Here is a 21999-nt window from a genome sequence, read left to right as displayed (position 1 = left end):
CTTGGGATCGTCGTCTCAGCGAAGGCGAGCGCCCGCGCTGTCAAAAAGAAAGGTCTTGGCCGCAAAGATCGCGACGGTCATGCGTTGCTGATCGGCGGAATGTCTCGATTCCGGCCGCTCGATGATCAGCGGTACGTCACCGGCCATGCGGGCATAGACGTAACTGGTATTGCCGAGATGCTCTGCGACATCGACATCCACGCCGAGATCTGCGTCGCCCGCCCCGGCATTGCCGAAATGTTCGGGGCGTACACCCAGCGTGACATCGCTGCCGGTCTCAACGGACGACGTAACCGGCAATGTCAGCACCACGCCGGGATCATCCTTCAGGCCAACGGTAACGGAGCCCGATCCCTGAGCGATGACTTTGCCGGGCAGGAAATTCATCTTGGGCGAACCGACAAAGCCGGCAACGAAACGGTTGGCGGGGTCGTCGTAGAGATCGAGCGGCGCACCCACCTGTTCGATGTTGCCCGCTCGCAGCACCACGATCTTGTCGGCCAACGTCATCGCTTCGGTCTGGTCGTGGGTGACATAGATCATCGTCGTGCCGAGTTGCTTGTGAAGCCTCGAAATTTCCACACGCATCTGCACGCGCAACTCGGCGTCGAGGTTCGACAGCGGCTCATCGAAAAGGAAGACCCGTGGTTGACGCACGATCGCGCGACCGATGGCAACACGCTGCCGCTGCCCGCCGGACAGTTGTTTGGGGCGGCGTTGCATCAGTTCGTCGATCTGAAGGATATCCGCGGCACGCTTCACCCGCTGTGCCGTGTCGGCCTTGGGGTTACCATTCATGCGAAGGCCGAAGGACAGATTTTCCTCCACCGTCATATGCGGATAAAGCGCGTAGGACTGGAACACCATGGCGATACCGCGATCCGTGGGTTCGGCATCGTTGACCACCTTGCCGCCAATGCTGATCTCACCGCCGGAGATATCTTCCAGTCCAGCAATCATGCGAAGCAGCGTAGACTTGCCGCAGCCAGAAGGACCAACGAAGACGACGAATTCGCCATCCGCAATCTCCAGATCGGCTCCGTGGATGACCTCCAGCGAGCCATAACGTTTGACGACGTTCTTGAGTGACAGGTCCGCCATGCGGTTCCTCCCGGATTACTTGACGGCACCGGCAGAAATGCCGGCGATGAAATGACGCTGCAACAGCACGAAAATGACGAGAATAGGCGCCGTCAACAGCATGGCCCCTGCCATGATGCCACCCCAGGAAACCTTGGTGAGGCCGATCAACGTTCCAAGCGCGACGGGTGCCGTCATCATGCCCGGGCGGGAGTTGATCAGCAGTGGCCAGAGGTAGTTGTTCCAGGACGCCAGAAACAGGATGATAGACAGCGCCGCCATGGTTGGCCGTGCCAACGGCAGGGCAATGCGCAGGAAAATCTGCCATTCCTTGACGCCTTCCACACGGGCCGCATCGAACAGCTCACCCGGCATCATCGTGAAGGATTGCCGCATGAACAGCACGCCCAGCGAGTTGAAGAGCGGTGGCACGATCAGCGCCACCCAGGTGTTGGCGAGCTTGAACTCGCGGGCCACCATGATGAACTGCGGAATGACGACGACGGCATAGGGCAAGGTGATCGTGCCGAGAATGATGGCGATGACGACGGAGCGCCCGGCGAAGCGATAGCGCGCCAGTGCCCAGCCTGCCATGGAGGTCAACATGACGGAGACGACAGTATAGATCACCGCCACACCGATAGAGATGAACATGGCACGCAGGAAATCCGTATCCGCCTGCAGATTTTTGAAGTTTTCCACGAAATGCGTGGATGGCAGCAACTCGATATCAGGACTGAATATGCCGTAATCCGGCATTGTCGAGAACACGAACATGACCCAGATCGGGAAGAGCCAGATGATGGCAAGCGGTGTCAGCGCCGCATGAAGCGCTATTTTTTGCCAGAGAAGAGACTTCGACTTGGACTTCATTTGGCTTCCCTTCCCACCCATAGATTGAACAGGGAGATGACTACCGCCAGCGCGGCAATCGTATAGGCGATTGCAGAGGCATAGCCGAAGTTGAGCGAGGTGAAGCCCTGCCGGTAAAGGAGGATACCCAATGTCTCCGTTGCTCCGCCCGGGCCGCCGCGATTGGTGATGAGGAACGGCTCGGTAAAGAGCTGCATGGTGCCGATAACGGACAGCACGACACAGAACATGATGATGGGCTTGAGCAATGGCAGGGTGATGTGCAGGAACTGCTGTCGTTTGCTGACATTGTCCAGGGTTGCGGCTTCGTAGACATCTCCGGGGATGGATTGCAATCCGGCCAGAATGATGATGGCGTTGTAACCTGCCCAGCGCCATGTGACGGCGATGATGATGAGTGCCATGGCCGCGGTGGAATTGTCGAACCACGCCACCGGCGCCAGTCCCACGGATGTGATGAGCTTGTTGACGATACCGAAGTCAGCGCTGAACATCAGCCGAAATACGGCCGCATAGGCGACTTCACCAACCACCACGGGCGCGAAAAAGGCGAAACGATAGAGCGGGCGCGCCTTCAAGAGCGGCGAGTTCAGCAGCACCGCCATGATGGTGGCGAGCGCGATCATAACCGGCACCTGAACGATGAGAATGATCAGCGTATTCTGGAGCGCATTGTAAAAAGCAGGGTCGGCGATCAACCGCCCCCAGTTGAGTGATGGTGCAAAACGCCAGGGATTGATGCGCGTATTCTGAAAAGACATCAGAAACGCACTGATGATGGGCCACAACCAGAAAGTGGCGAAGATCAGGAGATAGGGGGCAAGAAACGCATATGCGACCCTGTTGCGCAACGGCATATCGACCTCACGAAGCCAGAAGGGATTTCTGCCGGACGCTTTCCGCAGAAAGCGTCCGGCAACGGTCGGCTTGGGAAGCTATTCGGCGATCGGCACGCCTGTTGCCGTCTCGATCTGCTTGGCTGCGTCGTCGAGCGCCGTCTTGGCATCGGGGAAGCCCCCGGCCAGATACTTGGTCTGCGTAGCGCGGTAGATTCCTTCCGCATCGGCCTGGAAGGCCGTACCGCGGCTCGGGACGATCTTCGGCAATGTCGAGAGAATGTCGGACCAGATGGCCTGACCGCCCCAGTACGCCTGCGGCTCCTTCACGAACGGGTCCTTGTCGGACGACAGAAGCGAAGGCACAAGTCCGAAGGACTTCAGCATTGTGACCTGACCGTCATTTGTCAGAAGCGCATAGTCGACAAACTTCCACGCATCTTCCTTGTGCTGCGAGGCAGAGCTGATGGCCAGCGATGAGCCACCCAGATTTGCCGCATGCGGACCATCAGCCGTCAGGCTTGGCATGGCGTAAACGCCCCATTTGCCAGCGAGGTCGGGTGAGCCTGAGCGGATCGTACCTTCATACCAGCCACCATACATCTGGGTGGCGACTTTCCCGGCCGAGTTGGCCTGGATTTTTTCGTCCCAGATGGCAGCCGTGATAATGCCCGCGTCCCTCATCTGCTTGAGCTTTTCGAGCGTGGAAACACAGGCGGGTTGGTTGATGGTAATGGTTTGGCCATCGGTCGAAAAGTAACCGCATCCCTGCTCGTTGGCCATCATACGGAACCATTCGCTGTCGCCGTTAAAGTTGGCCTGGGTCATGACTGTGCCAGGGTTGGCAGCCATGACTTTCTTGCCAGCCGCGATGAAATCATCCCAGGTCTTGATCGTGGCCGGATCGACACCGGCCTTTTCGTAGAAATCGCGCCGATAGAACATTGTGACGGGGCCGGAATCCCATGGAACTGCATAGGCAACACCATCGACTTCAAGCTCGGCCCGTTTAAAGTCAGGGAAAAGCGCCTGTTTTTCGGGCGTGTAACCTAATGCCGTTGCATCGGTGAAGCAGTCCGGGAAGCGGCTCCAGAAGACTTCGGCTTCGAAATTTTCAACGGTGACGATGTCAGGCAGCCCCTCTCCACCCGCAGCACAGGCAGCCAGCGCCTTGTCATAGACCTGATTGTTGCCAAGGTCTTGAACGTCCACCTTGATGTCAGGATATTTCTTATTGAAACCTTCAGTCGCGGACTTCAGCGCCGATGCGGCGACGTCCCAGCTCCAGATGGTAATGGTGGATTGCGCCGCAGCAGGTGCAGCAGCAAGCAACGCAAGCGACACGGACGCACCGATCAGTTTGAAACTCATTGAAAATCTCCCATTTTTCAATTGCCGTCCTCCAACGACACGGGCAGATTAACGGGAGAAGAAAATCTGTCTCGTAGAAAGGGAACATCGATTTGGCGGAAAGTAAGGTCGGAGAAAAAGCGGTCTATCATCCTGGTGCCAGCAGCATCGAAGGCGCACCGACGAAATTGCAGTTTTTCCGTACCCATCCCTCCATCATGCTGATGCCGCACTGGCACGCGCAAATCGAGATAAACTATGTGACATCAGGCAGCGTTCATTATCGGATGGGGGACCATTCGCTGCGTCTGGAGGCGGGGCAGATGTGCCTTTTCTGGGGTGGGCAGGCGCACCAGATGGATTGGTCTTCGGAAGATTCTTTCTATGCAGGGGCGCATCTGCCGCTCGTACATTTCTTTCGCATGCGTCTGCCCGTTGCGGTTTCCGCCAAGCTGATGGGCGGTGCCACGATGGTCACTTCCGTTACCGACCCATCCGACGATGAGAACTTTTCGCGCTGGTTCCGTTACGCCAATTCCGACGATCCGATGAAAGCTGAGAACGCCGTCGAAGAACTGTTGCTGCGCGTCGAGCGAATGTTCCTGGAGCCCTACACCGTTATATTGCCGGCTTCGCATGAGGGCAAATCGAGCGATACCGAAGGCACCCATTCGGCGAGTGTGGTGCGCATGTGCGACTTCATCGCGGCAAATTTTCTGGAAGACATCGATGCAACAGACATTGCCCGCTCCGCAAGTTTACACCCAAAATACGCGATGAACCTGTTCCGCAGATCAACCGGCATGACGCTGATCAAATATTTGACGCTGCTGAGGCTTTCGCGCGCCCAGGCCATGCTGATCAACGATAACGACAACATTCTGCAAGTCGCAATGGAAAGTGGCTTTGGTTCTGTCAGCGCCTTCAACAAGGCGTTTCGTCAGGTTGCCGGGATGTCGCCATCCGATTTCAGACGCGACATGCGCTATAATCTGACGACGTAAAACGCTGTGGCGACGCAGAGCTATGACGCAGGATCAGGTTTTGGCGTTAACCGCGAAATCCTTACGAAAATTTAACTATTGATCGCAGCCAAAAGATGGCTATTTTCCGTGCTGCGTTGCAGCATAGCCTCTCCTTACGCAGCGCGGCCGCATTAAATCCCGGTAGCTCCGATGGACCCCGGTTCCATTCAATGTCCATTCTAGGGAGATTATAATGACAATATCTGTTTCTCAACCGCATTCCAGTAACGAAACCCACGCGCCATTTGCGTCGAAAATTGCCGCCGCTCGTAGTAGCTGTGGCTACACGGTCGAGCAGTTGGCCATCACCTGCGGATTGACCACTCAGGAAATCACCGCGCTCGAAGACGGTTCCGATATCAACCCGTCACACATCCAGCGCGTTGCCGCAGCACTGCAAATTCCGCTTTCAGACATCGTCTGACGCCGATATCTGCCCCATATCAGTGGGGCATAGCCTCGCCCGTCATGCCAGTGTGATTTTGCGTCACACGCGACGGGCGAGAAAATAGAACTTATTGTCTGACCTATTCATTCATCCCCTTAAAAACGGCAATGCCGCGTACCACATGCAGGGCGTACATCAGGCACAGCGCTTCGATGGACGAATTCGGTTCTCGTTACCTGACTGTGAGATGTTCATGACAGAAGCACATTCCGCTGGCCTGTCCCACTCCCCTGCCGCATACGATCTTTGGCCGACCAGGCCCCATGCCATACTCAACTGGCTGATGCTGGAAACCAGCAATCAGCGCTTTATCGACAATATATTCGTGGAACTGTGCGGTAGGCTGAACGATGCGGGCGTTTCCGTCGCGCGTGGGTCTCTCAGTTTCATGGTCGAACATCCGCAATGGCGCGGCGCGCGCATGTTGTGGTCTCGCGGCCTGGAAGAGGCCGAATTCACGACCTATGCCTATGGCCTGGAAAACAGCCCAGAATATCGCAACAGCCCGATCTACCAAATTCATTCCGGCGCGCCGGAAATCCGCTTCCGGCTGGATGCCCCACCCATTGAAGGCGAGTCGAGTATCTATACCGATCTGCGGGCCGAGGGCCTGACGGAATATTGCGCCTGGCCGCTATTACACACGTTTGGAAAACGCCATGTCCTGACCTTCTCCAGCGATCGCCCAGGCGGGTTTACCGATGCGGAAATCGAGTTGTTGCGCACCCTCGTTCCGGCCATATCTCTCGTTTCGGAAATCCGTCTCAAAAACCGAATAGCCCGCACCCTGCTTGAAACTTATGTCGGACCCCATGCCAGCCAGGCCATTCTTGACGGGGCGACCCGGCGCGGCAGCGGCACGACCGTCGGGGCCGCCATTCTGATCTGCGATCTGCGTGACTTCACCCATATTTCCGATATGTGGCCACGTGACGATGTCATCGAACTGCTCAACGCCTATTTTGATGCCATGTCCGAACCGATCGAGAAATTCGGTGGCGAAATTCTGAAATTCATGGGCGATGGCCTGCTGGCAATTTTCCCGCTCAGCGACCCGGATGCATGCTCCAACCTGATCACCGCCATCGAGGAAGCGCAGGTACATCTGGAAGCATTGAACGCCACCAATATTGAACGCGGACACGAGCCTTTGGGCTACGGTATCGGCGTGCATGTAGGGGATGTCATGTACGGCAATATCGGCTCGAAAAGCCGACTTGATTTCACCGTCATCGGCCCGGCGGTGAATATTGCTTCACGGCTTGAGAGCCTGACAAAGACGATAAAGCGTCCGGTTTTGATGTCCGAGACCTTCGTGGAAATGGCCGGACCCATCAGGAATTTTGAGAATATCGGCGCACAGACTTTGCGCGGTCTAGACACCCCCATCAATGTTTTTGCACTACCGGTGAGTCAAGCTCAATAAGGCCGTCAGGGTTTAACGCCTGCGCCGTTTTGCGTAAAACACCGACGAACTGATCGCGACTCACGAGGAATCGAAGCCCGCAATGGACGACGCGGAAACACGGGTGGCCCCGACAGCCAGAATGCTCACCTGGGTACGCAACTCCACCATCTATCGGTTGGAGCGGCGGATGATGACCGAGCGTCAGCTTTTCGATGCCATAACCCGCAAGGCAAAACAGAAATTCGAAGACATCAGCCCGGAACAGATCGAAGCGCTTGCCAATGCCGCGGTTAAATTCGCCTACGACATCAAGGCACTCGATGACGTCGCTTATGCCGAAAGCGCTACCCGATCCGCCATACGGGGCGGAAAGTCACGCCGCGCCATCGCGCAGAAGCTCAGCATCAAAGGCGTTGCCAAGGAGATCACCGAACAGGCACTCAGCGAAACAGACGACCTTTACGCCGCGGTGATCATGGCCCGGAAACGCCGCTTCGGTCCGTTTCGCCGCGAAGAGTCAGACCAGAAACGAATGAACAAGGAAATCTCGGCATTTGCGCGCAACGGATACAGTTTCGAGATCGCGAGCCGGGTCTACAAAATGAGCCTGGAGGAGGCCGAGACGATATTGTTCGAAAAATCGCTCTGACGTCTACTTCGGTGCTTCGACGGTTTTCATGTAAGCGATCAGATCGTTGATCTCGCTTTCACTCCATAGGCCAAAAAAACGCATGGAGGTGCCGGGTACCTTTTTCTTGGGGCTGGACAGAAATGCCCGAAGATTATCCTCATTCCAGATCATTCCAGTTGACCCGGCATCCTTCATGGCTTGGGAATATTTGTAATCCGCGACCGAACCTGCGGGTCGCCCCACGACGCCCATCAAATGCGGACCCATACGCGTGCGCGGGTTTTCGATGCTGTGGCAGGCAGAGCATTTACTGAAAGCGCGTTCGCCACTGGCAGCATCTCCGTCTGCATGGACCGCCGAGAGTGGGAAGAGGAAAAGGAATGCGGTGAGACAGTTCAGCTTCATTTTCATATCAATATCCGGCTTCTATCTCGCGCAGCAAAACGCCCTCTTCATCTATAAGACGAAAAGGGCGTAGAGCGAATGCGTCAGATTGACAGAGGCGATATCAGCCGCTGATGGGGTTCAACGTAACCGATGTACCCGTGGCAGCGAGATTCAAGCCAACCTGGCCAGTGACGCTGACAGTCTGAAGCTGGATCGATCCGGCAGTACCGCCCACCAGGACATTTGCGCCAACGCCAAGGCCAACAGTGGCTTCGGCGGTAGCACCCTGATAGAGGCCACCAAGCGAACCCTTATGGTAGCCGGCGGTCGGAGCGAAGACGGCCCAGACAAGCTTGCCCTGCGTTGTGAAACCAAGGTCTACACCCATCTTGCGAATTGCGCCGCTGTAATGGTCGGTGCGACGTGCGCCCGTGGTAGACTGGAATGTGCAATCAAGTTCCTTGGCCGAACCGATGACATAACCTACGCCACCACCGACTTCACACGTCAGGTAGCCGATTTTCACGCCGTTGCGGTCATCCTGATCCTGGTAGGCTGGCTCAGGGTAGGTCGCCAGATCGGCAGCAATTGCGCTGGCGGTGCCACCAAGGCCCAGTGTCATTGCGGCGAAGGTTACGGCTAAAGCCTTTTTCATTTTGTCTTCTCCTGTTTTAATCTTTTTTCTAGCCCCAACAGCCCGCCTGCCCTTCCGCGTAATGAATGGCGCAGGAGTAACGTTTGTTCCACGAAAACGATCCACGCTATCCATCACTCCGTATTCCTTGGGAGGAATCAGCAATATTCAAAGTGCTAAGAGCCCATTGGGGCGCGGTTGAGGCGGATTGAGGGCGTCTCAGCACTTGGCATTTCCCGCACATCTTCGAAGGTCAAGCCCGCTTGTAGTCATCCTTCAGGCGAATGATGTCATCGTCGCCAAAATAGGAGCCCGTCTGAATCTCGATGATCTCAAGCGGTATTTTCCCCTCATTTGCGAGGCGATGCTGCTTGCCGATCGGGATATAGATGGACTCGTTTTCGGTCAGCAGGCGCGTCTCCTCCTCGATCGTCACCGTTGCTGTTCCTCTCACGATGATCCAGTGCTCGGAGCGATGGTAGTGCTGCTGGAGCGAAATCTTGTGGCCAGGCTCTACCTTGAGATGGCTGACGCGGAAACGCGGGCCGGAATCGGTCTGTTCGATATGGCCCCAGGGCCGGTAGGCGCGCTTGTGTATTTCGGTCTTGCGGGCGTGGTTGCTGTCCTCTTTCAAGGCTTCGACAAGACCCTTTACGCTTTGGACACGGTCCTTTGGCGTTACCAGCACAGCATCCTTGGTGGCCACCACAACAAGATCCTTGGCACCAACGACAGTGGTCAGGATGCTGTTGGAGTGAATGAGGCAGCCTTCAGAGTCCACGAAAATGCCCTGCCCTTCGACGGCGTTGCCATCGCCCTGCTTATCGGCGATTTCCCAGATTGCATCCCAGCTTCCAATATCCGACCAACGGAAGTGGCCGCGCACCACGGCCATACGTTTGGTGTTTTCGATGACGGCGTAATCGATGGAGTTTTTCGGCGACGCTTCGAAGCTTTCCTTGTCCAACCGGACAAACCCCAGATCGCTTTCAAAAAGGTCCACAGACCGCGTGACGGCTTCGAGAATCTCCGGTGCATGTGCTGCGAGTTCCGCAATCATCACATCCGCCCTGAAGAGAAAATTGCCCGAGTTCCACAGGTAACCTTTCTCCACGTACGAAATCGCCGTCTCCTCGTCGGGCTTTTCCACGAAGGCTTCGACAACACAGAGGTCTTCGTTGCCATCGATAGGCTGTCCCGGGTTGATATAACCGTAGGATGTGCGCGGCTCGGTCGGGGTCAGTCCAAAAACGACGATATTGCCTTGCGCTGCGGCCTCGGCACCCAGTTTGACGGCATCGGTAAAGCGGTCGCTGTCCAACACCACGTGGTCGGCAGCGAGCGCGAGAACGAGGGAGCCTGGCTCCCGGCGCTCAGCCAAAACGGCTGCGGCGGCCATCGCAGCGGCGCTATCGCGACGCGCAGGTTCCAAAACGACCGTCGCAGGAACATCGACTTCCTCGGCCTGCCTGAGCGCGAAAAAGCGGAAATCCTCATTGGTGATGACCATTGGCTCATCGTAGATCGTGCTGTCGCTCACGCGTCTCAATGTCTGCTGATACGTAGAAAACTCGCCGACAAGCGGTTGAAACTGCTTGGGTAGCTGATCGCGAGAAACTGGCCACAATCTCGATCCTGCCCCGCCTGCCAGAAGCACCGGGATAATCTTTCGGTTCTGTGTGCTCACGTCATGCCCTTTCAAATGTCGAAATATCATTCTGTAACGGCTGTCAGCAAAACATGTGTGAACACGGATGCCAAGGTCGTATTTCCGCCAAGGCTACAACCATATCCTGTGTCCAGTCGCCCGTTTTACCAAAAGCAGCCAATGGACGAACGGTGACATAGGCCTCGGGTTCCGGAAAAATGCGAACTGCTAATCGATTGAAGCGTTCGCTCTCTCCCTGTATCCTTCGTTTTCTTGTTTTAAAATGCCTTGAAGACTTGGCACTTTCATAGAAAACGCAATAACTACGCCCACTGTTTTAAAAAGAGATGAGAAAAGGTGGGGGAACATGTCGGACAAAACCAAAGCCGCAAGCGGCAAGACATCCGTAACCGATCAGGAAGCGCTGGACTTTCACTCGCAGGGGCGACCCGGCAAGCTGGAGATCACCCCCACCAAGCCAATGGCAACCCAGCGCGATTTGTCGCTGGCCTATTCTCCGGGTGTCGCCGTACCGGTCAAGGCAATCGCCGACAACCCGGAAACGGCCTATGATTACACCACCCGTGGAAACATGGTTGCCGTCATATCCAATGGCACGGCCATTCTGGGTCTCGGCAATCTGGGCGCGCTTGCCTCCAAGCCTGTCATGGAAGGCAAGTCGGTTCTGTTCAAGCGTTTCGCCGATGTCGACTCCATCGATCTGGAGGTTGATACGGAAGATGCCGACGAGTTCATCAACTGCGTGCGCTATCTCGGCCCATCCTTCGGCGGCATCAATCTCGAGGATATCAAGGCCCCGGAATGCTTCATCATCGAAAGCCGGTTGCGCGAGATCATGGATATTCCCGTTTTCCATGACGACCAGCATGGCACGGCCATCATTGCAGCCGCAGGCCTCATCAATGCGATCGCTTTGACCGGCCGCGACTTCAAGACGACCAAACTCGTGTGTAACGGCGCAGGTGCTGCAGCAATCGCCTGCATGGACCTGATCAAGGCCATGGGCTTCAACCCGGCAAATATCACCCTTTGCGATACGAAGGGTGTGATTTACCAGGGCCGCAGCGAGGGCATGAACCAGTGGAAGTCCGCCCATGCGGTGAAAACCGATAACCGCACGCTGGCGCAGGCCATGGAAGGCGCAGATGTCGTTTTCGGCCTGTCGCAGAAGGGAGCCTTCTCCGAAGAGATGATCCGTTCAATGGCCCCAAGACCCATCATCTTCGCCATGGCCAATCCGGATCCGGAAATCACGCCCGAAGAAGTGGCGCGTATTCGCGACGACGCGATCATGGCGACGGGCCGCTCGGACTACCCCAATCAGGTCAACAACGTTCTGGGCTTTCCCTATATCTTCCGCGGCGCGCTGGATGTGCGCGCAAGCCAGATCAACGATGCCATGAAGATCGCAGCGGCCAAGGCGCTGGCCGACCTAGCGCGGGAAGACGTTCCCGATGATGTTGCAGCCGCGTATCAGGGTGTGCGTCCGCGCTTCGGCGCTCAATATATCATTCCCGTCCCCTTCGATCCGCGCCTGATTTCCGCCATTCCGGTGGCTGTCGCACGTGCGGCCATCGAAACCGGTGTGGCACGGCGCGAAATCGGCGACCTCGAGGCCTACGCCCGCGAACTCTCCGCTCGCCGCGACCCGATGGCATCCACGACGCAGCGCCTTTACGAGCGGATTCGCCAGTCGCCAAAGCGCGTCGTCTTTACGGAAGCGGAAGAGGAGCAGGTCATGCGTGCGGCGATCTCTTTCACCGCGCAGGGCCTTGGCACCGCCATTCTGCTGGGACGTGACGATATTATTCGCGCCAATGCCGAACGTGCCGGTATCGATCTCGACCGTCCGAATATCAAGATCACCAATGCCCGCCTTTCAGAGCGTGTCGAGACCTATATCGATTATCTCTACGCCCGCCTTCAGCGCCAGGGCTTCCTGCTGCGCGATGTGCAACGGTTGGTGCATAACGACCGCAACCACTTTGCTGCCTGCATGGTAGCGCTGGGCGATGCCGACGCCATGGTAACGGGCACGACGAGAAACTACTCCACCGCGCTGGAAGACGTTCGTCGCTGCATCAACACCAAGCCCGGCCACCGTGTCATCGGCGTTTCGCTTGTCGTATCACGCAACCGCACAGTCTTCGTTGCCGATACCGCTGTTCACGACATGCCCTCGGCCGAGGATCTTGCCGATATCGCCGTAGAGGCCGCAGGGCTTGCACGCCGCTTCGGCTATGAGCCGCGTGTGGCCATGCTCGCCTACTCCACCTTCGGCCATCCTCTGGGTGAACGGTCCGAAAAGGTGCGCGAGGCCGTCCGCATCCTCGACAAGCGCAATGTGAACTTCGAGGTCGATGGCGAGATGGCCGCAGATGTCGCGCTCAATCACCAGAAAATGCAAAGCCAGTATCCGTTCGCCGGTCTTTCCGGCCCCGCCAACGTTCTCGTCATGCCCGCCATTCACTCGGCATCCATTTCGACGAAAATGTTGCAGGAACTGGGCGGTGCCACCGTCATCGGCCCTCTTCTGGTCGGTCTCGACAAGTCCGTACAGATCACCGCGATGGGCGCAAAGGACAGCGATATCGTCAACATGGCGGCGATCGCAGCCTATAACGCAAACTGAGGGACGAACGCCCCGTCTATGGGGCGTCATTTCTAAAACACGACGATATTCACGTGTTGGCGAGACCCCGCCATTTCAGCACTGCATTTTCGCCACAGTCCTTCACACAAGAACCAAAAAAAACTAAATGTGGCAGGACCGTTCACGGTTCGGCCACATAGTTCAGATTTGTCACGCGGATCAGGCAAGCGACGCGGGATTCTGTCGCTTAGCAACGACACGGACGGGGCATGCAAAGATCCGAAAAAACGGCTGAAACGCTAATGGGCGACAGGAGCGAGGGAGTTCTGAAAAGGTTTTCCTCCTGCCTTGCCGATAGCCCGAATGCGGTCATTGCGCTTTTCGGGGCTTACTTCCTCCTGCAGATCATCATACGCCAGCTGGTGCCGGCAGCGCTGCGGGTCGACGAGGCGCAGCAGGTTCTTTTTGCCCAGTGGCTGGCGCTTGGCTATGATGCACAGCCCCCGCTCTACAACTGGTATCAGCAGGCGATCTTTACGGTGTTCGGCACGTCGATGGCGACGGTCGCACTCGCCAAGAATTTGATTCTTTTTCTGTTTTTCGCCGTTTACGTGAAAATTGCAGAACTGGTGCTGGACAACAGACGCTTTGTCGTCGTTGCAGCATTCACGCTCTTCGTCATTCCGCAAATGTTCTGGCAAGCGCAGCGTGACCTCACTCACACTGCAATGTTGATGCTGACCTTCGCACTGCTGCTGTATGGCAGTATCCGGCTGATCCAGCGCCCGACACTCATGGGCTACATTCTCGTCGGTGTAGCAGCGGGTCTGGGGATGCTCTCCAAATACAATTTCGCGCTGGCCTTGCCCGCACTTCTTGTAGCCGTCTGGTTTCACCCGCAGGGTCGCGCCCGCCTGCTGGATAAACGTTTCATGCTGACGATCGCCATCAGTGTCCTCGTCTTTTTGCCGCACCTATTCTGGCTTGTGCACAATCTTGCCTTTGCATCAGAGGTAACGCTGCAGCGTATGGCGGAAGACGCACCCGACAATCGCTTTTTGCAGGTCGGTCGCGGACTTGCTCGCTTCGTTGCCGGATCGCTTATCATTGCAGCGGTGCCGGCTTTGCTGCTGGGTTTATCGGCATGGCGGGAGCAAAAACTGCCGCGCAAGACACAGAGCGTCTGGTTTCGCTTTTTCCTGCATTACTTCATCGCTATCGCAGTCTTGATGGCAATCGTCATCCTGACAACGACCATGACGGAGTTGCGAGACAGATGGCTATTGCCTCTGCTGTTGCCCGGCCCCATACTCGCGGCCCTTTATCTCGAGCGTTATGTTGCCGACCTGGATCGTTTCGTCAGCCGGTTTCTGACTATTCCCCTGATCATGATGGCACTGGTGCCGGTCGCACTTCTGGTTACACACCCGCTGATGGCCTCGCTCGGTCGAACCTCGAATTCCAACTACGACTGGGAGGCTTTTCAGCGCCATATCGTGGAGATCGAAAAACTATCTCCTTCCGTCATCGTCACGCCCAACTGGCCAACCGGCGGAAACCTCCGGTTCGTTTTTAAAGATGTGCCTGTCGCGACGACCATCTATGATGATTACGATCCGCCCTTTGCCATATCCGAATCTCATCCCGCGCTGATGGTCTGGGTTGGAAACGACTTGGAAGTCCCGCAATTGTCGGAATGGCTTGAGGAACAGATGAAGGTTGAACTGAAAGACGTCAAAAGCTCCCGCTTGGATCTTCCGATGTATTACCCTGTCGAGAACAAGCTGATGCGCGTCAACTATACCATCGTCAGACCGGACAACATCATCAGAAAATAAGCGCGGCTCCCCACCGCCCCTGCCTGTCGACAGTTTGCATTTAACTTGATATCTCAGAACATCAACTCGTGGGATGTTTTTAATGAACCCTTCTGCAAAATGCGAAGTGCTGGTCATCGGCACGGGCATCATCGGTGCCATGTCCGCGCTTTATCTACAAAACGCAGGCAAGTCGGTGACGTTTCTTGAGCGGGGGGAGATTGCCCGTGGCGCCAGCTCGGGCAATGCTGGAATACTCGCCTTTCCCGAAATCATCCCGATTCCGGCACCCGGTATCATGCGAAAAGCACCTCGGTGGCTGATAGACCCGCTAGGCCCGCTCAGCGTGCCACCAGCCTACGCCTTGAAGATCGCTCCATGGCTGTGGCGTTTTCGGAAAGCAAGTTCTCCGCGTCGGTTTCGCCACGGCCTGAACGTCCAAATTTCGATGATGGCGCTTGCCGCACGAGAGATGCAGAACGTGGCTGCAATGCCAGAACTGTCGCACTTCATCTCAAACACCGGCACACTAGACCTCTATGACACCAGAGCCAGTTTCGACGCTGCGCAAAAAGACTGGGACGAGAAGGAGCGTGCGGGGGTCGCTTTTTCTCGTGTTTCGCGACAGGACATTGAACAATTACAGCCCGGTCTGGCGCCGCAGTTTCAAAATGCGATTTTCACGCCTGGCGGCTTGCAGGTCGCCGACCCCTATGAGTTTACACGCGCAATCGTCGATCTCGTCATAGCGCGCGGAGCAGTGCTGCGAAAAGGTGAAGCGAGCCGCATCGACACGGTCGGCGAAAGCACCATTGTCGCTCTGACAAATGGCGAGAAGATCGACGCGGACAAAGTCGTTATAGCCTGCGGGGCTTGGTCGAGACCGCTCGCTACGTCTGTTGGGAATACTGTGCCGCTGGAAACCGAGCGCGGCTACAATACGACGCTTCCATCCGGCTCTTTCGACCTGACGCGCCAGCTTTATTTCAACGATCATGCCTTCGTCGTGACGCCGCTCTCGTCAGGCATTCGTGTCGGTGGTGCGGTTGAATTGGGCGGGCTCGACCTGCCGCCGAATTTCCGTCGCTCCGAAGCCCTTCTGAAGAAGGCAAGCCGGTTCCTGCCGGGATTGAAAACCGAGGGCGGCAGGCAGTGGATGGGGTTCAGACCTTCCATGCCCGATTGCCTTCCGGTAATCGGCCGCTCACGCGCAAGCAGCGATGTCATCTACGCGTTCGGCCATGGCCATCTGGGCCTGACACAGTCTGCCGCAACGGCAAAACTCGTCACGCAGCTCATTCAGGGCGAGGATACCGCCATCCCGGTCGATCCGTTCCGGGCCAGCCGCTTTTCCTGACAGACGAAAGGCCCGCTCTTTCGAACGGGCCTTTGCCATAGTCGTCAGCGATCAGAACGGAGAGTCGGGGAAGTAAAAGCTCTCGGCATTGTCCTTCGTCACCAGCGTCGCATCGAGAATATAGGTGCCACGCACGGGAACCTGATCGTAGAAGTTGGCGGCGGTCAGCTGCATGGCCGTTGCGACCATGGCTGGCGGATAAAGCACGTCGACGGGGATCATCTTGTCGCCATCCATGACCTTCTTGATCATGTCTTTGGAACCGGCACCGGCGACGACATACTGAATGTCGGTGCGCTTTGCCTGCTCGATGGCCTGAAGAACGCCCACTGCCATATCGTCATCCTGGCACCAGACGACATCGATTTTCGGATACTTCGTCAGGTAGTCTTGCATGACCTTGAAAGCGTCGTCGCGGTTCCAGTTGCCGAACTGGCGATCCAGAATTTTCACCTTAGAACCGGCGATGCCCTTGTCAAAACCGTCCTGACGCTGCTGGTCGATTGGAATGGGCAGACCGCGAATGACGACGACCTGTGCTTCCGGCGTGGTTTCGGCAATATATTTGCCAGCGACTTCGCCCAATGCAGGATTGTTGCCCGCAACGTAGAGGTCACGCACCGTGTCGTCGTTGACGCTCGGTGCACGGTCCACCAGTGTCACGAACTTTCCGTTATCCTTCACCTGTTTAATGGCGTTGACCAGAGGATCCGGGTCTGACGGCAGAATAACCAAGGCGTCGATGCCCTGCGTTTCAAGGTCCTGCACGGCATTGGCCTGAGTTGCGGCGTCCGGCGATGTCTTCACGATGACATTGAGACCCGGATGTTCCTGCATCAACAGTTTAGCCACGCGTTCGGCATGATAAACGACGCCAGCCGTCCAGCCGTGGTCGGCTGCAGGGATGGAAACCCCGATGGTCACTTTCTTGTCTTGTGCCTGAACTGCCCCGCTTAGCGCCAACAGCGCCACAGCCGCTCCCAACAGTGTCTTCCGCATGTGTTTTCCTCCCACACAAAAAAAGGTCTCGATTTTCTAAACCGGGCGACCCGTTGACCCGGTAACCTTACGACCGCCTCATCAGCGAACGCTGAACCAGCATGGCGATGATGATGATCGCGCCCTGTATCGCTCCGATCAGATATTCGCTGATGAAGTTCGACAGCAGCATGATGTTGCCCACGAGTTCCAGAATGAACGCACCGCAGATGGTGCCCCAGACGCGGCCAGCGCCGCCCTTCAGCGCCGTACCGCCAACGACGACGGCAGTGATCGCCTGCAATTCCCACATCATGCCTGTCGTGGCCGATGTAGAACCGAGACGTGGAACATAGAGAAGAACAGCGATGGCGACGCATAGACCCTGAATGACGAAGGCGATGGTTCGCACACGGTTGACGGCAACCCCGGAATATTTGGCGACATCACGATTGGAACCAACCGCGGTGACATGGCGACCGTAACGGGTCCGATACAGAATGAAGGCAGCAATCGCCGTCACGACCAGAATGACGATGATCGGAAACGGCACGCCCAGAAACGATCCGAAATAAGCGGGACGGTACATTGTCTGCAACTGCGGCTCGCGCAGGGTGATGGCGCCCCCCTGCGACAGCCATGTGGTCAGCCCGCGATAGACACCCATCGTACCAAGGGTGGCGATAAATGGTTCGATCTTGCCGACTGTGGTGATCAAGCCGTTGGCGAGACCACAGAGCGAACCGGCAATCAGCGTGAAAACCACGGCCAGAACCAGCATCATTGCCGGATCGGCCACCGCGCCGGAATTCATCAGAAGGATCATCAGGCTGGCGACGAAGGCCACCATCGATCCCACCGACAGGTCGAGATCGCCCGCCGAGATGACGAATGTCGCACCAACCGCAATGATCGCAATAAACGCACTACGCGTGGCCACGTTGGCAAGGTTATTGATGCTGATGAAATTCGGATTGACCATGGCCCCGACGACCAATAGCAGGAAGAGAGCGATAAAGGGTGCCACTGCCCGCAAATCCACATCACGCAGCGACCGCCTCCCACGCTTTTCCTTGCTGTTATCACTCACGCTCGTGCTCAAATTGACCTCCCGCCCCTTCCCATCGGTCTTGCGACCGCCGCTATGCCGCCGCCTTGGTTTTCAGGCCTGCCGCATAGCGCATGATTTCTCTTTCGTTGATTTCGTCGCCTTCCAGCATGCCGACCACGCGCCCTTCGCGCATGACTGCAACGCGGGTGCAAAGCCCGATGACCTCCTGCATCTCCGAGGAAACGACGACGACCGAATGTCCGTCGCGTGCCAATGCGGATATGAAGTGATAAATCTGCTGCTTGGTACCCACATCAATGCCGCGCGTCGGCTCATCGATGATGATGATTTTGGGCTCTGTCTCCATGACCTTGGCCAAAAGCAATTTCTGCTGGTTGCCACCCGACATGCGCCCAACGACAACGCTGCCATCACGCACGCGGATATCGAAACGTCTGCGCGCACGCTCAAGCGATCTGGCCTCGCTCGATGAGCTGAGATATCCAAACTTTCCATGTCGCTCCAGCGACTGAAGCGTCAGATTCAGGGACATGCCCGCATTGAGAAGCAGTCCTTTGGATTTGCGATCCTTGGTCATATAGGCCAGACCGGCGTCGATGGCTGCGTGGAGATCATGCTGCGGTAAAAGCTTGCCATTGACCTCGACCTCGCCCGACGAACGCCCACGCAGCCCGACAATAGCCTCGGCAAGTTCGGTGCGACCGGAGCCGATCAAGCCCGAAAACCCGATGATCTCGCCTTTGCGAAGATCGAAGCTGGCATCCTGCACATATTTGGTGGACACGCCACGGACGCTGAGAACGATCTTCTCGTCCACGTCAGGTTCCCGCTTGGCTGGATAAAGGCTGGACAATTCCCGCCCGACCATCAGCTGTGCAATTGCTTCGCCATCAAGAAGAGCCGTGGGCGCAGTCTTCACCCAGTGACCGTCGCGCAGGACGGTAACGCGATCCGTCAGCTCCATGACTTCGTCCAGCTTGTGCGACACGAACACAAAGCTCGTGCCCTTGTCTCGCAACTTGCGAACCTGTTCGAACAGGTAATTGGTTTCTTCCCGCGAAAGCACCGCTGTAGGCTCATCCATAAAAACGATACGCGCATCGCGGCTGATGGCCTTGGCAATTTCCACCATCTGCTTTTCGGCCACAGACAGTGTGCCAATCATCGCGTTTTCATCGACGTGGCACCCCAGGAGGTCCAGAACGCGGCGGGTCTCTCCCCGCATGGCCTTTCGATCGAGAACGCCGAAATGGGTCAACTCCCGACCGAGAAACAGACTTTCCGTCACTGTGAGGTGCTCTGCCAGATTGAATTCCTGATGGATGATGACAATCCCCAGGGCTTCTGCCAGGCCATTTGGCGGCAACTTGACTGGTTTGCCGTCAAGAAGAATTTCACCGGTGCTCGGCTGCTCGAACCCAGACAGAACCTTCACGAGCGTTGATTTTCCAGCGCCGTTTTCACCCATCAACGCATGGATTTCTCCGGCTTTCAGGTCGAAATTGATGCTGAAAAGCACCTGTACACCGTTGAAAGATTTGGAAATACGCCGCGCAGACAGCACTGTGCCGCGGTCGTCAGCCATCTCAGCATCCATGAAAACCCTCCAGACGTCTCCCTACGTCTGAAATCGATGTAAACCTTTACACTGGTGATGTAAAGGTTTACATCTGCGTTTACGAACAGATTTGCGTGATCGTATTTGACGGATCGCCAAGTCTGTGTAGTGTCCGGTCGCGCATACATCCGAGGCCATCATTGTCCATTCCCTCCTCTGCCACGATTGAAGACGTTGCCCGGATTGCGGAGGTTTCCATCGCCACCGTTTCACGCGCCATCCATACGCCTGAGAAAGTCGCCAATTCGACTCGTCTGAAAGTCAATCAGGCCATCGCCGTGACGGGCTACACGACCAATGCCATGGCAAGAAGCCTGCGTCTTGGTCGCTCCAATATGATCCTCGTGGTCGCGCCAGATATCGGCGATCCGAACTTTTCAAACATTCTCGTCGGGCTGGAAAACGAAGCGCGATCGCATGGTTACGGCATCCTCATCGGCCACACGCAGAACGACGCTCAGCGCGGATTGGAATATCTGAAGTTCTTGAATTCCAACCAAGCCGCCGGGCTCATCCTTTTCACCGGCATCCTGCCATTCGGCCATCAGGCCATGACGGCGCGCCTGCCGCCAAGCGTCGGCGTTTTCGAGCCGATCTACAAGGGCGGCATACCCTATGTTGGCGTGGACGACACCGCTGGCGCGCGCAAGGTCGTCGACATGCTGATTGCGGAAGGACACGAGCGCATTGCCTTTATTGGCGATTCGCGTGTGCGTCTCGCCTATAGCCGCCGCCGGAAGGGTTATGACGAGGGTCTTGAGGCAGCGGGCCTTGTTTCCGCACCAGCGATGATCATCGAAGGCGACGGAACGCTGGAGAGCGGGCGACTGGCCATCGAGCAATTGTTCATGCGCGACACGCTGCCAACGGCCTTCATGTGTGTGAACGACCAGACGGCAATCGGGGTCATGATCGGCCTGACTGCCCGAGGATACGATATTCCCGGCGATTTTTCGGTGACGGGCTTTGATGATATTCCCCAGGCGGTTTTCATGTCGCCTGCCCTGACGACGATTCGCCAGCCCAGAACATCCATAGGCAAACATGCCATGGCACTGTTGCTAGATCTTTTGGGAGGGCAAAAAGCTGATCAACCGGAGATCCTGCTCACACCGGATCTCATTGTGCGCAACTCCGTCGGCGCTCCAGCATGGCGACTTGCGCATAAGTAAGAAAACGCGTTTCAAGCAACCATGATCGGTTACTCGTTCAATAGGCGTCGCGGCGTGCAGGCTCGTCCTGCTGGCAACCTGCCCAAAGTTCTGTCTGTACAGCGTTTTGAAATTCCATAACTTCGTGACGCATGGCCGTATCGTCATAACCCAGATTGAGCAAATGCGCGGCAAGCGCACGGCACTCGTCCCGCCAGAAGCGGTTTGCTTCCTCGCCATGAAGGGTTTCAAGCATCTGGACACATCGCTTGATATCGACGACGCGATTTTTGGCGGGAAACGCAATTACTTCTGAACGCTCTGTCACACGCACACCTTACTGCTTCGGGAATCAACATCCTATGTTTACCCGTGACATAGTTAACGAAGTCTGCAGCAACGCCGTTTTGCTTCCCGACGGCGAAACCCGTGCCTTTGCTCGCTGAGGCGGAAACCACGGACCGACACCAAGTGGTCTTCACGCATTCTCAACCTTTCGCGAAAGACGCTGAGACGAAAATACGAAAAACCGCGAAAAGGTCGGAAATTTGGGTAAATTTTACCAATAAAGATTACCGAAATTTCATGCTGCACGTTCTAAGAGAAGTATAACTGTGTTGAAACGGCATGCGTTTCGTAATACTATCCTTGAAAAAGAAAGCCATAACAATGCATTTCTCCAACGAGAGACAATGCTTAGCGGAGGAGAAAGATATGTACGCCCCGCGCGTTCTCATCAGCATGATCTGTGCGTTGCTGGTTTTCGCGGTTGCGACATATTTTATCCATGGCTCTTTCTTAACCAGCTTCATTCAGACGCTGCTCTGTCTTGTCATTATACAGGTTGGTTACTTTGTAGGCGTGCTTATTCTTGTGGCAAAAGAAAAGCGGCAGATGCGCGCGACACTCAACTTTCAAAAGGAAACCGCGCCTGCGCCTGAGACCTCTGTTGCGGACGCCATTACCGGCGTGTCGCCACATGGCCCTAAACTCAGCGATTTCTAACGTCTTCTTTTTACATGTAACCGAACTTCTCGCAGGTGCGAAATAATCACCTCGAGTCCTTATCCCT

Annotated in this window: 20 protein-coding genes; 9 read left to right on the top strand and 11 right to left on the bottom strand. The window is 56.3% G+C overall.

Annotation, left to right across the window (positions count from 1 at the left end; translation table 11 throughout):
- Positions 1-15 precede the first annotated feature (15 nt).
- From ugpC to ASF29_RS02540, 4 genes are all read right to left on the bottom strand, one after another.
- Positions 16-1101, bottom strand: coding sequence for a sn-glycerol-3-phosphate ABC transporter ATP-binding protein UgpC (gene ugpC, locus ASF29_RS02555; RefSeq protein ID WP_062448200.1), 1086 nt, complete (start codon positions 1099-1101; stop codon positions 16-18).
- A 15-nt stretch (positions 1102-1116) separates the two neighbouring features.
- The gene (locus ASF29_RS02550; protein WP_062448198.1) at positions 1117-1953 is read right to left on the bottom strand and encodes a carbohydrate ABC transporter permease; all 837 of its coding nucleotides are present in this window, start codon (positions 1951-1953) and stop codon (positions 1117-1119) included.
- On the bottom strand, positions 1950-2810 hold the full coding sequence (locus ASF29_RS02545) for a sugar ABC transporter permease (protein WP_062448197.1): 861 nt from the start codon (positions 2808-2810) through the stop codon (positions 1950-1952). Before ASF29_RS02545 ends, ASF29_RS02550 begins: the two co-directional genes overlap by 4 nt.
- A 78-nt stretch (positions 2811-2888) precedes the next feature.
- Positions 2889-4160 carry a sugar ABC transporter substrate-binding protein gene (locus ASF29_RS02540; protein WP_062448194.1) on the bottom strand — a complete coding sequence of 424 codons (1272 nt, stop codon included), beginning with the start codon at positions 4158-4160 and terminating at the stop codon, positions 2889-2891.
- An 86-nt stretch (positions 4161-4246) separates the two neighbouring features.
- On the opposite strand from ASF29_RS02540, the gene ASF29_RS02535 reads away from it, so the two are divergent.
- The 4 genes from ASF29_RS02535 (at position 4247) to recX (ending at position 7669) form a co-directional block, all read left to right on the top strand.
- Complete coding sequence (locus ASF29_RS02535; RefSeq protein ID WP_200925511.1) at positions 4247-5143, top strand: helix-turn-helix domain-containing protein; 897 nt, start codon at positions 4247-4249, stop codon at positions 5141-5143.
- A gap of 214 nt (positions 5144-5357) precedes the next feature.
- Positions 5358-5588 carry a helix-turn-helix transcriptional regulator gene (locus ASF29_RS02530; protein ID WP_062448191.1) on the top strand — a complete coding sequence of 77 codons (231 nt, stop codon included), beginning with the start codon at positions 5358-5360 and terminating at the stop codon, positions 5586-5588.
- A 307-nt stretch (positions 5589-5895) separates the two neighbouring features.
- Positions 5896-7038, top strand: a complete 1143-nt coding sequence (locus tag ASF29_RS02525) for an adenylate/guanylate cyclase domain-containing protein (RefSeq protein WP_244473475.1) — start codon at positions 5896-5898, stop codon at positions 7036-7038.
- Between the two features lie 82 nt (positions 7039-7120).
- Positions 7121-7669: a recombination regulator RecX gene (gene recX / locus ASF29_RS02520; RefSeq protein ID WP_062448188.1), complete on the top strand. Its 549-nt coding sequence runs from the start codon at positions 7121-7123 to the stop codon at positions 7667-7669.
- 3 nt (positions 7670-7672) lie between these two features.
- Here the strand turns inward: recX and ASF29_RS02515 are convergent, their stop codons facing one another.
- From ASF29_RS02515 to ASF29_RS02505, 3 genes are all read right to left on the bottom strand, one after another.
- Positions 7673-8056 carry a cytochrome c family protein gene (locus tag ASF29_RS02515; protein ID WP_062448651.1) on the bottom strand — a complete coding sequence of 128 codons (384 nt, stop codon included), beginning with the start codon at positions 8054-8056 and terminating at the stop codon, positions 7673-7675.
- Positions 8057-8159: 103 nt separating this feature from the next.
- A complete protein-coding gene (locus ASF29_RS02510) occupies positions 8160-8693 on the bottom strand; it encodes a DUF992 domain-containing protein (protein ID WP_062448186.1) in 534 nt (177 codons plus the stop codon).
- Between the two features lie 232 nt (positions 8694-8925).
- On the bottom strand, positions 8926-10359 hold the full coding sequence (locus ASF29_RS02505; protein WP_062448184.1) for a mannose-1-phosphate guanylyltransferase/mannose-6-phosphate isomerase: 1434 nt from the start codon (positions 10357-10359) through the stop codon (positions 8926-8928).
- A gap of 328 nt (positions 10360-10687) precedes the next feature.
- On the opposite strand from ASF29_RS02505, the gene ASF29_RS02500 reads away from it, so the two are divergent.
- The 3 genes from ASF29_RS02500 to ASF29_RS02490 all read left to right on the top strand — a co-directional run bounded on the left by ASF29_RS02500 (position 10688) and on the right by ASF29_RS02490 (position 16108).
- The gene (locus ASF29_RS02500; RefSeq protein ID WP_062448182.1) at positions 10688-12973 is read left to right on the top strand and encodes an NADP-dependent malic enzyme; all 2286 of its coding nucleotides are present in this window, start codon (positions 10688-10690) and stop codon (positions 12971-12973) included.
- 230 nt (positions 12974-13203) lie between these two features.
- Positions 13204-14772, top strand: coding sequence for a glycosyltransferase family 39 protein (locus tag ASF29_RS02495; RefSeq protein WP_082453343.1), 1569 nt, complete (start codon positions 13204-13206; stop codon positions 14770-14772).
- An 82-nt stretch (positions 14773-14854) separates the two neighbouring features.
- Complete coding sequence (locus tag ASF29_RS02490) at positions 14855-16108, top strand: FAD-binding oxidoreductase (RefSeq protein WP_062448178.1); 1254 nt, start codon at positions 14855-14857, stop codon at positions 16106-16108.
- Positions 16109-16159: 51 nt separating this feature from the next.
- On the opposite strand, the gene ASF29_RS02485 is transcribed toward ASF29_RS02490, so the two are convergent.
- The 3 genes from ASF29_RS02485 to ASF29_RS02475 form a co-directional block, all read right to left on the bottom strand.
- A complete protein-coding gene (locus tag ASF29_RS02485) occupies positions 16160-17107 on the bottom strand; it encodes a substrate-binding domain-containing protein (protein ID WP_062448176.1) in 948 nt (315 codons plus the stop codon).
- 67 nt (positions 17108-17174) lie between these two features.
- Positions 17175-18188 carry an ABC transporter permease gene (locus ASF29_RS02480; protein WP_062448174.1) on the bottom strand — a complete coding sequence of 338 codons (1014 nt, stop codon included), beginning with the start codon at positions 18186-18188 and terminating at the stop codon, positions 17175-17177.
- A 40-nt stretch (positions 18189-18228) separates the two neighbouring features.
- Positions 18229-19755 (bottom strand): sugar ABC transporter ATP-binding protein, encoded by a 1527-nt coding sequence (locus ASF29_RS02475; RefSeq protein WP_062448173.1) that lies wholly within the window; start codon positions 19753-19755, stop codon positions 18229-18231.
- Between the two features lie 161 nt (positions 19756-19916).
- On the opposite strand from ASF29_RS02475, the gene ASF29_RS02470 reads away from it, so the two are divergent.
- Entirely contained in the window at positions 19917-20948 is a 1032-nt protein-coding gene (locus ASF29_RS02470) for a LacI family DNA-binding transcriptional regulator (protein ID WP_062448171.1), read from the top strand.
- 37 nt (positions 20949-20985) lie between these two features.
- On the opposite strand, the gene ASF29_RS02465 is transcribed toward ASF29_RS02470, so the two are convergent.
- On the bottom strand, positions 20986-21255 hold the full coding sequence (locus ASF29_RS02465; RefSeq protein WP_062448649.1) for a DUF6074 family protein: 270 nt from the start codon (positions 21253-21255) through the stop codon (positions 20986-20988).
- Between the two features lie 386 nt (positions 21256-21641).
- On the opposite strand from ASF29_RS02465, the gene ASF29_RS02460 reads away from it, so the two are divergent.
- Positions 21642-21932 (top strand): exopolysaccharide production repressor protein, encoded by a 291-nt coding sequence (locus ASF29_RS02460; protein WP_062448169.1) that lies wholly within the window; start codon positions 21642-21644, stop codon positions 21930-21932.
- Positions 21933-21999: the final 67 nt, after the last annotated feature.

This window comes from Rhizobium sp. Leaf262 (assembly GCF_001422245.1).
Taxonomy (GTDB): Bacteria; Pseudomonadota; Alphaproteobacteria; order Rhizobiales; family Rhizobiaceae; genus Agrobacterium.
This window is presented reverse-complemented; position numbering and strand designations above follow the sequence as displayed.

What these genes read in the sequence shown, in the direction of transcription:
- ugpC (WP_062448200.1), bottom strand. Translation starts at nt 1,101, where the DNA reads ATGGCGGACCTGTCACTCAAGAACGTCGTCAAACGTTATGGCTCGCTG.
- ASF29_RS02550 (WP_062448198.1), bottom strand. Translation starts at nt 1,953, where the DNA reads ATGAAGTCCAAGTCGAAGTCTCTTCTCTGGCAAAAAATAGCGCTTCAT.
- ASF29_RS02545 (WP_062448197.1), bottom strand. Translation starts at nt 2,810, where the DNA reads ATGCCGTTGCGCAACAGGGTCGCATATGCGTTTCTTGCCCCCTATCTC.
- ASF29_RS02540 (WP_062448194.1), bottom strand. Translation starts at nt 4,160, where the DNA reads ATGAGTTTCAAACTGATCGGTGCGTCCGTGTCGCTTGCGTTGCTTGCT.
- ASF29_RS02530 (WP_062448191.1), top strand. Translation starts at nt 5,358, where the DNA reads ATGACAATATCTGTTTCTCAACCGCATTCCAGTAACGAAACCCACGCG.
- ASF29_RS02525 (WP_244473475.1), top strand. Translation starts at nt 5,896, where the DNA reads ATGCTGGAAACCAGCAATCAGCGCTTTATCGACAATATATTCGTGGAA.
- recX (WP_062448188.1), top strand. Translation starts at nt 7,121, where the DNA reads ATGGACGACGCGGAAACACGGGTGGCCCCGACAGCCAGAATGCTCACC.
- ASF29_RS02515 (WP_062448651.1), bottom strand. Translation starts at nt 8,056, where the DNA reads ATGAAGCTGAACTGTCTCACCGCATTCCTTTTCCTCTTCCCACTCTCG.
- ASF29_RS02510 (WP_062448186.1), bottom strand. Translation starts at nt 8,693, where the DNA reads ATGAAAAAGGCTTTAGCCGTAACCTTCGCCGCAATGACACTGGGCCTT.
- ASF29_RS02500 (WP_062448182.1), top strand. Translation starts at nt 10,688, where the DNA reads ATGTCGGACAAAACCAAAGCCGCAAGCGGCAAGACATCCGTAACCGAT.
- ASF29_RS02495 (WP_082453343.1), top strand. Translation starts at nt 13,204, where the DNA reads ATGCAAAGATCCGAAAAAACGGCTGAAACGCTAATGGGCGACAGGAGC.
- ASF29_RS02490 (WP_062448178.1), top strand. Translation starts at nt 14,855, where the DNA reads ATGAACCCTTCTGCAAAATGCGAAGTGCTGGTCATCGGCACGGGCATC.
- ASF29_RS02485 (WP_062448176.1), bottom strand. Translation starts at nt 17,107, where the DNA reads ATGCGGAAGACACTGTTGGGAGCGGCTGTGGCGCTGTTGGCGCTAAGC.
- ASF29_RS02475 (WP_062448173.1), bottom strand. Translation starts at nt 19,755, where the DNA reads ATGGATGCTGAGATGGCTGACGACCGCGGCACAGTGCTGTCTGCGCGG.
- ASF29_RS02460 (WP_062448169.1), top strand. Translation starts at nt 21,642, where the DNA reads ATGTACGCCCCGCGCGTTCTCATCAGCATGATCTGTGCGTTGCTGGTT.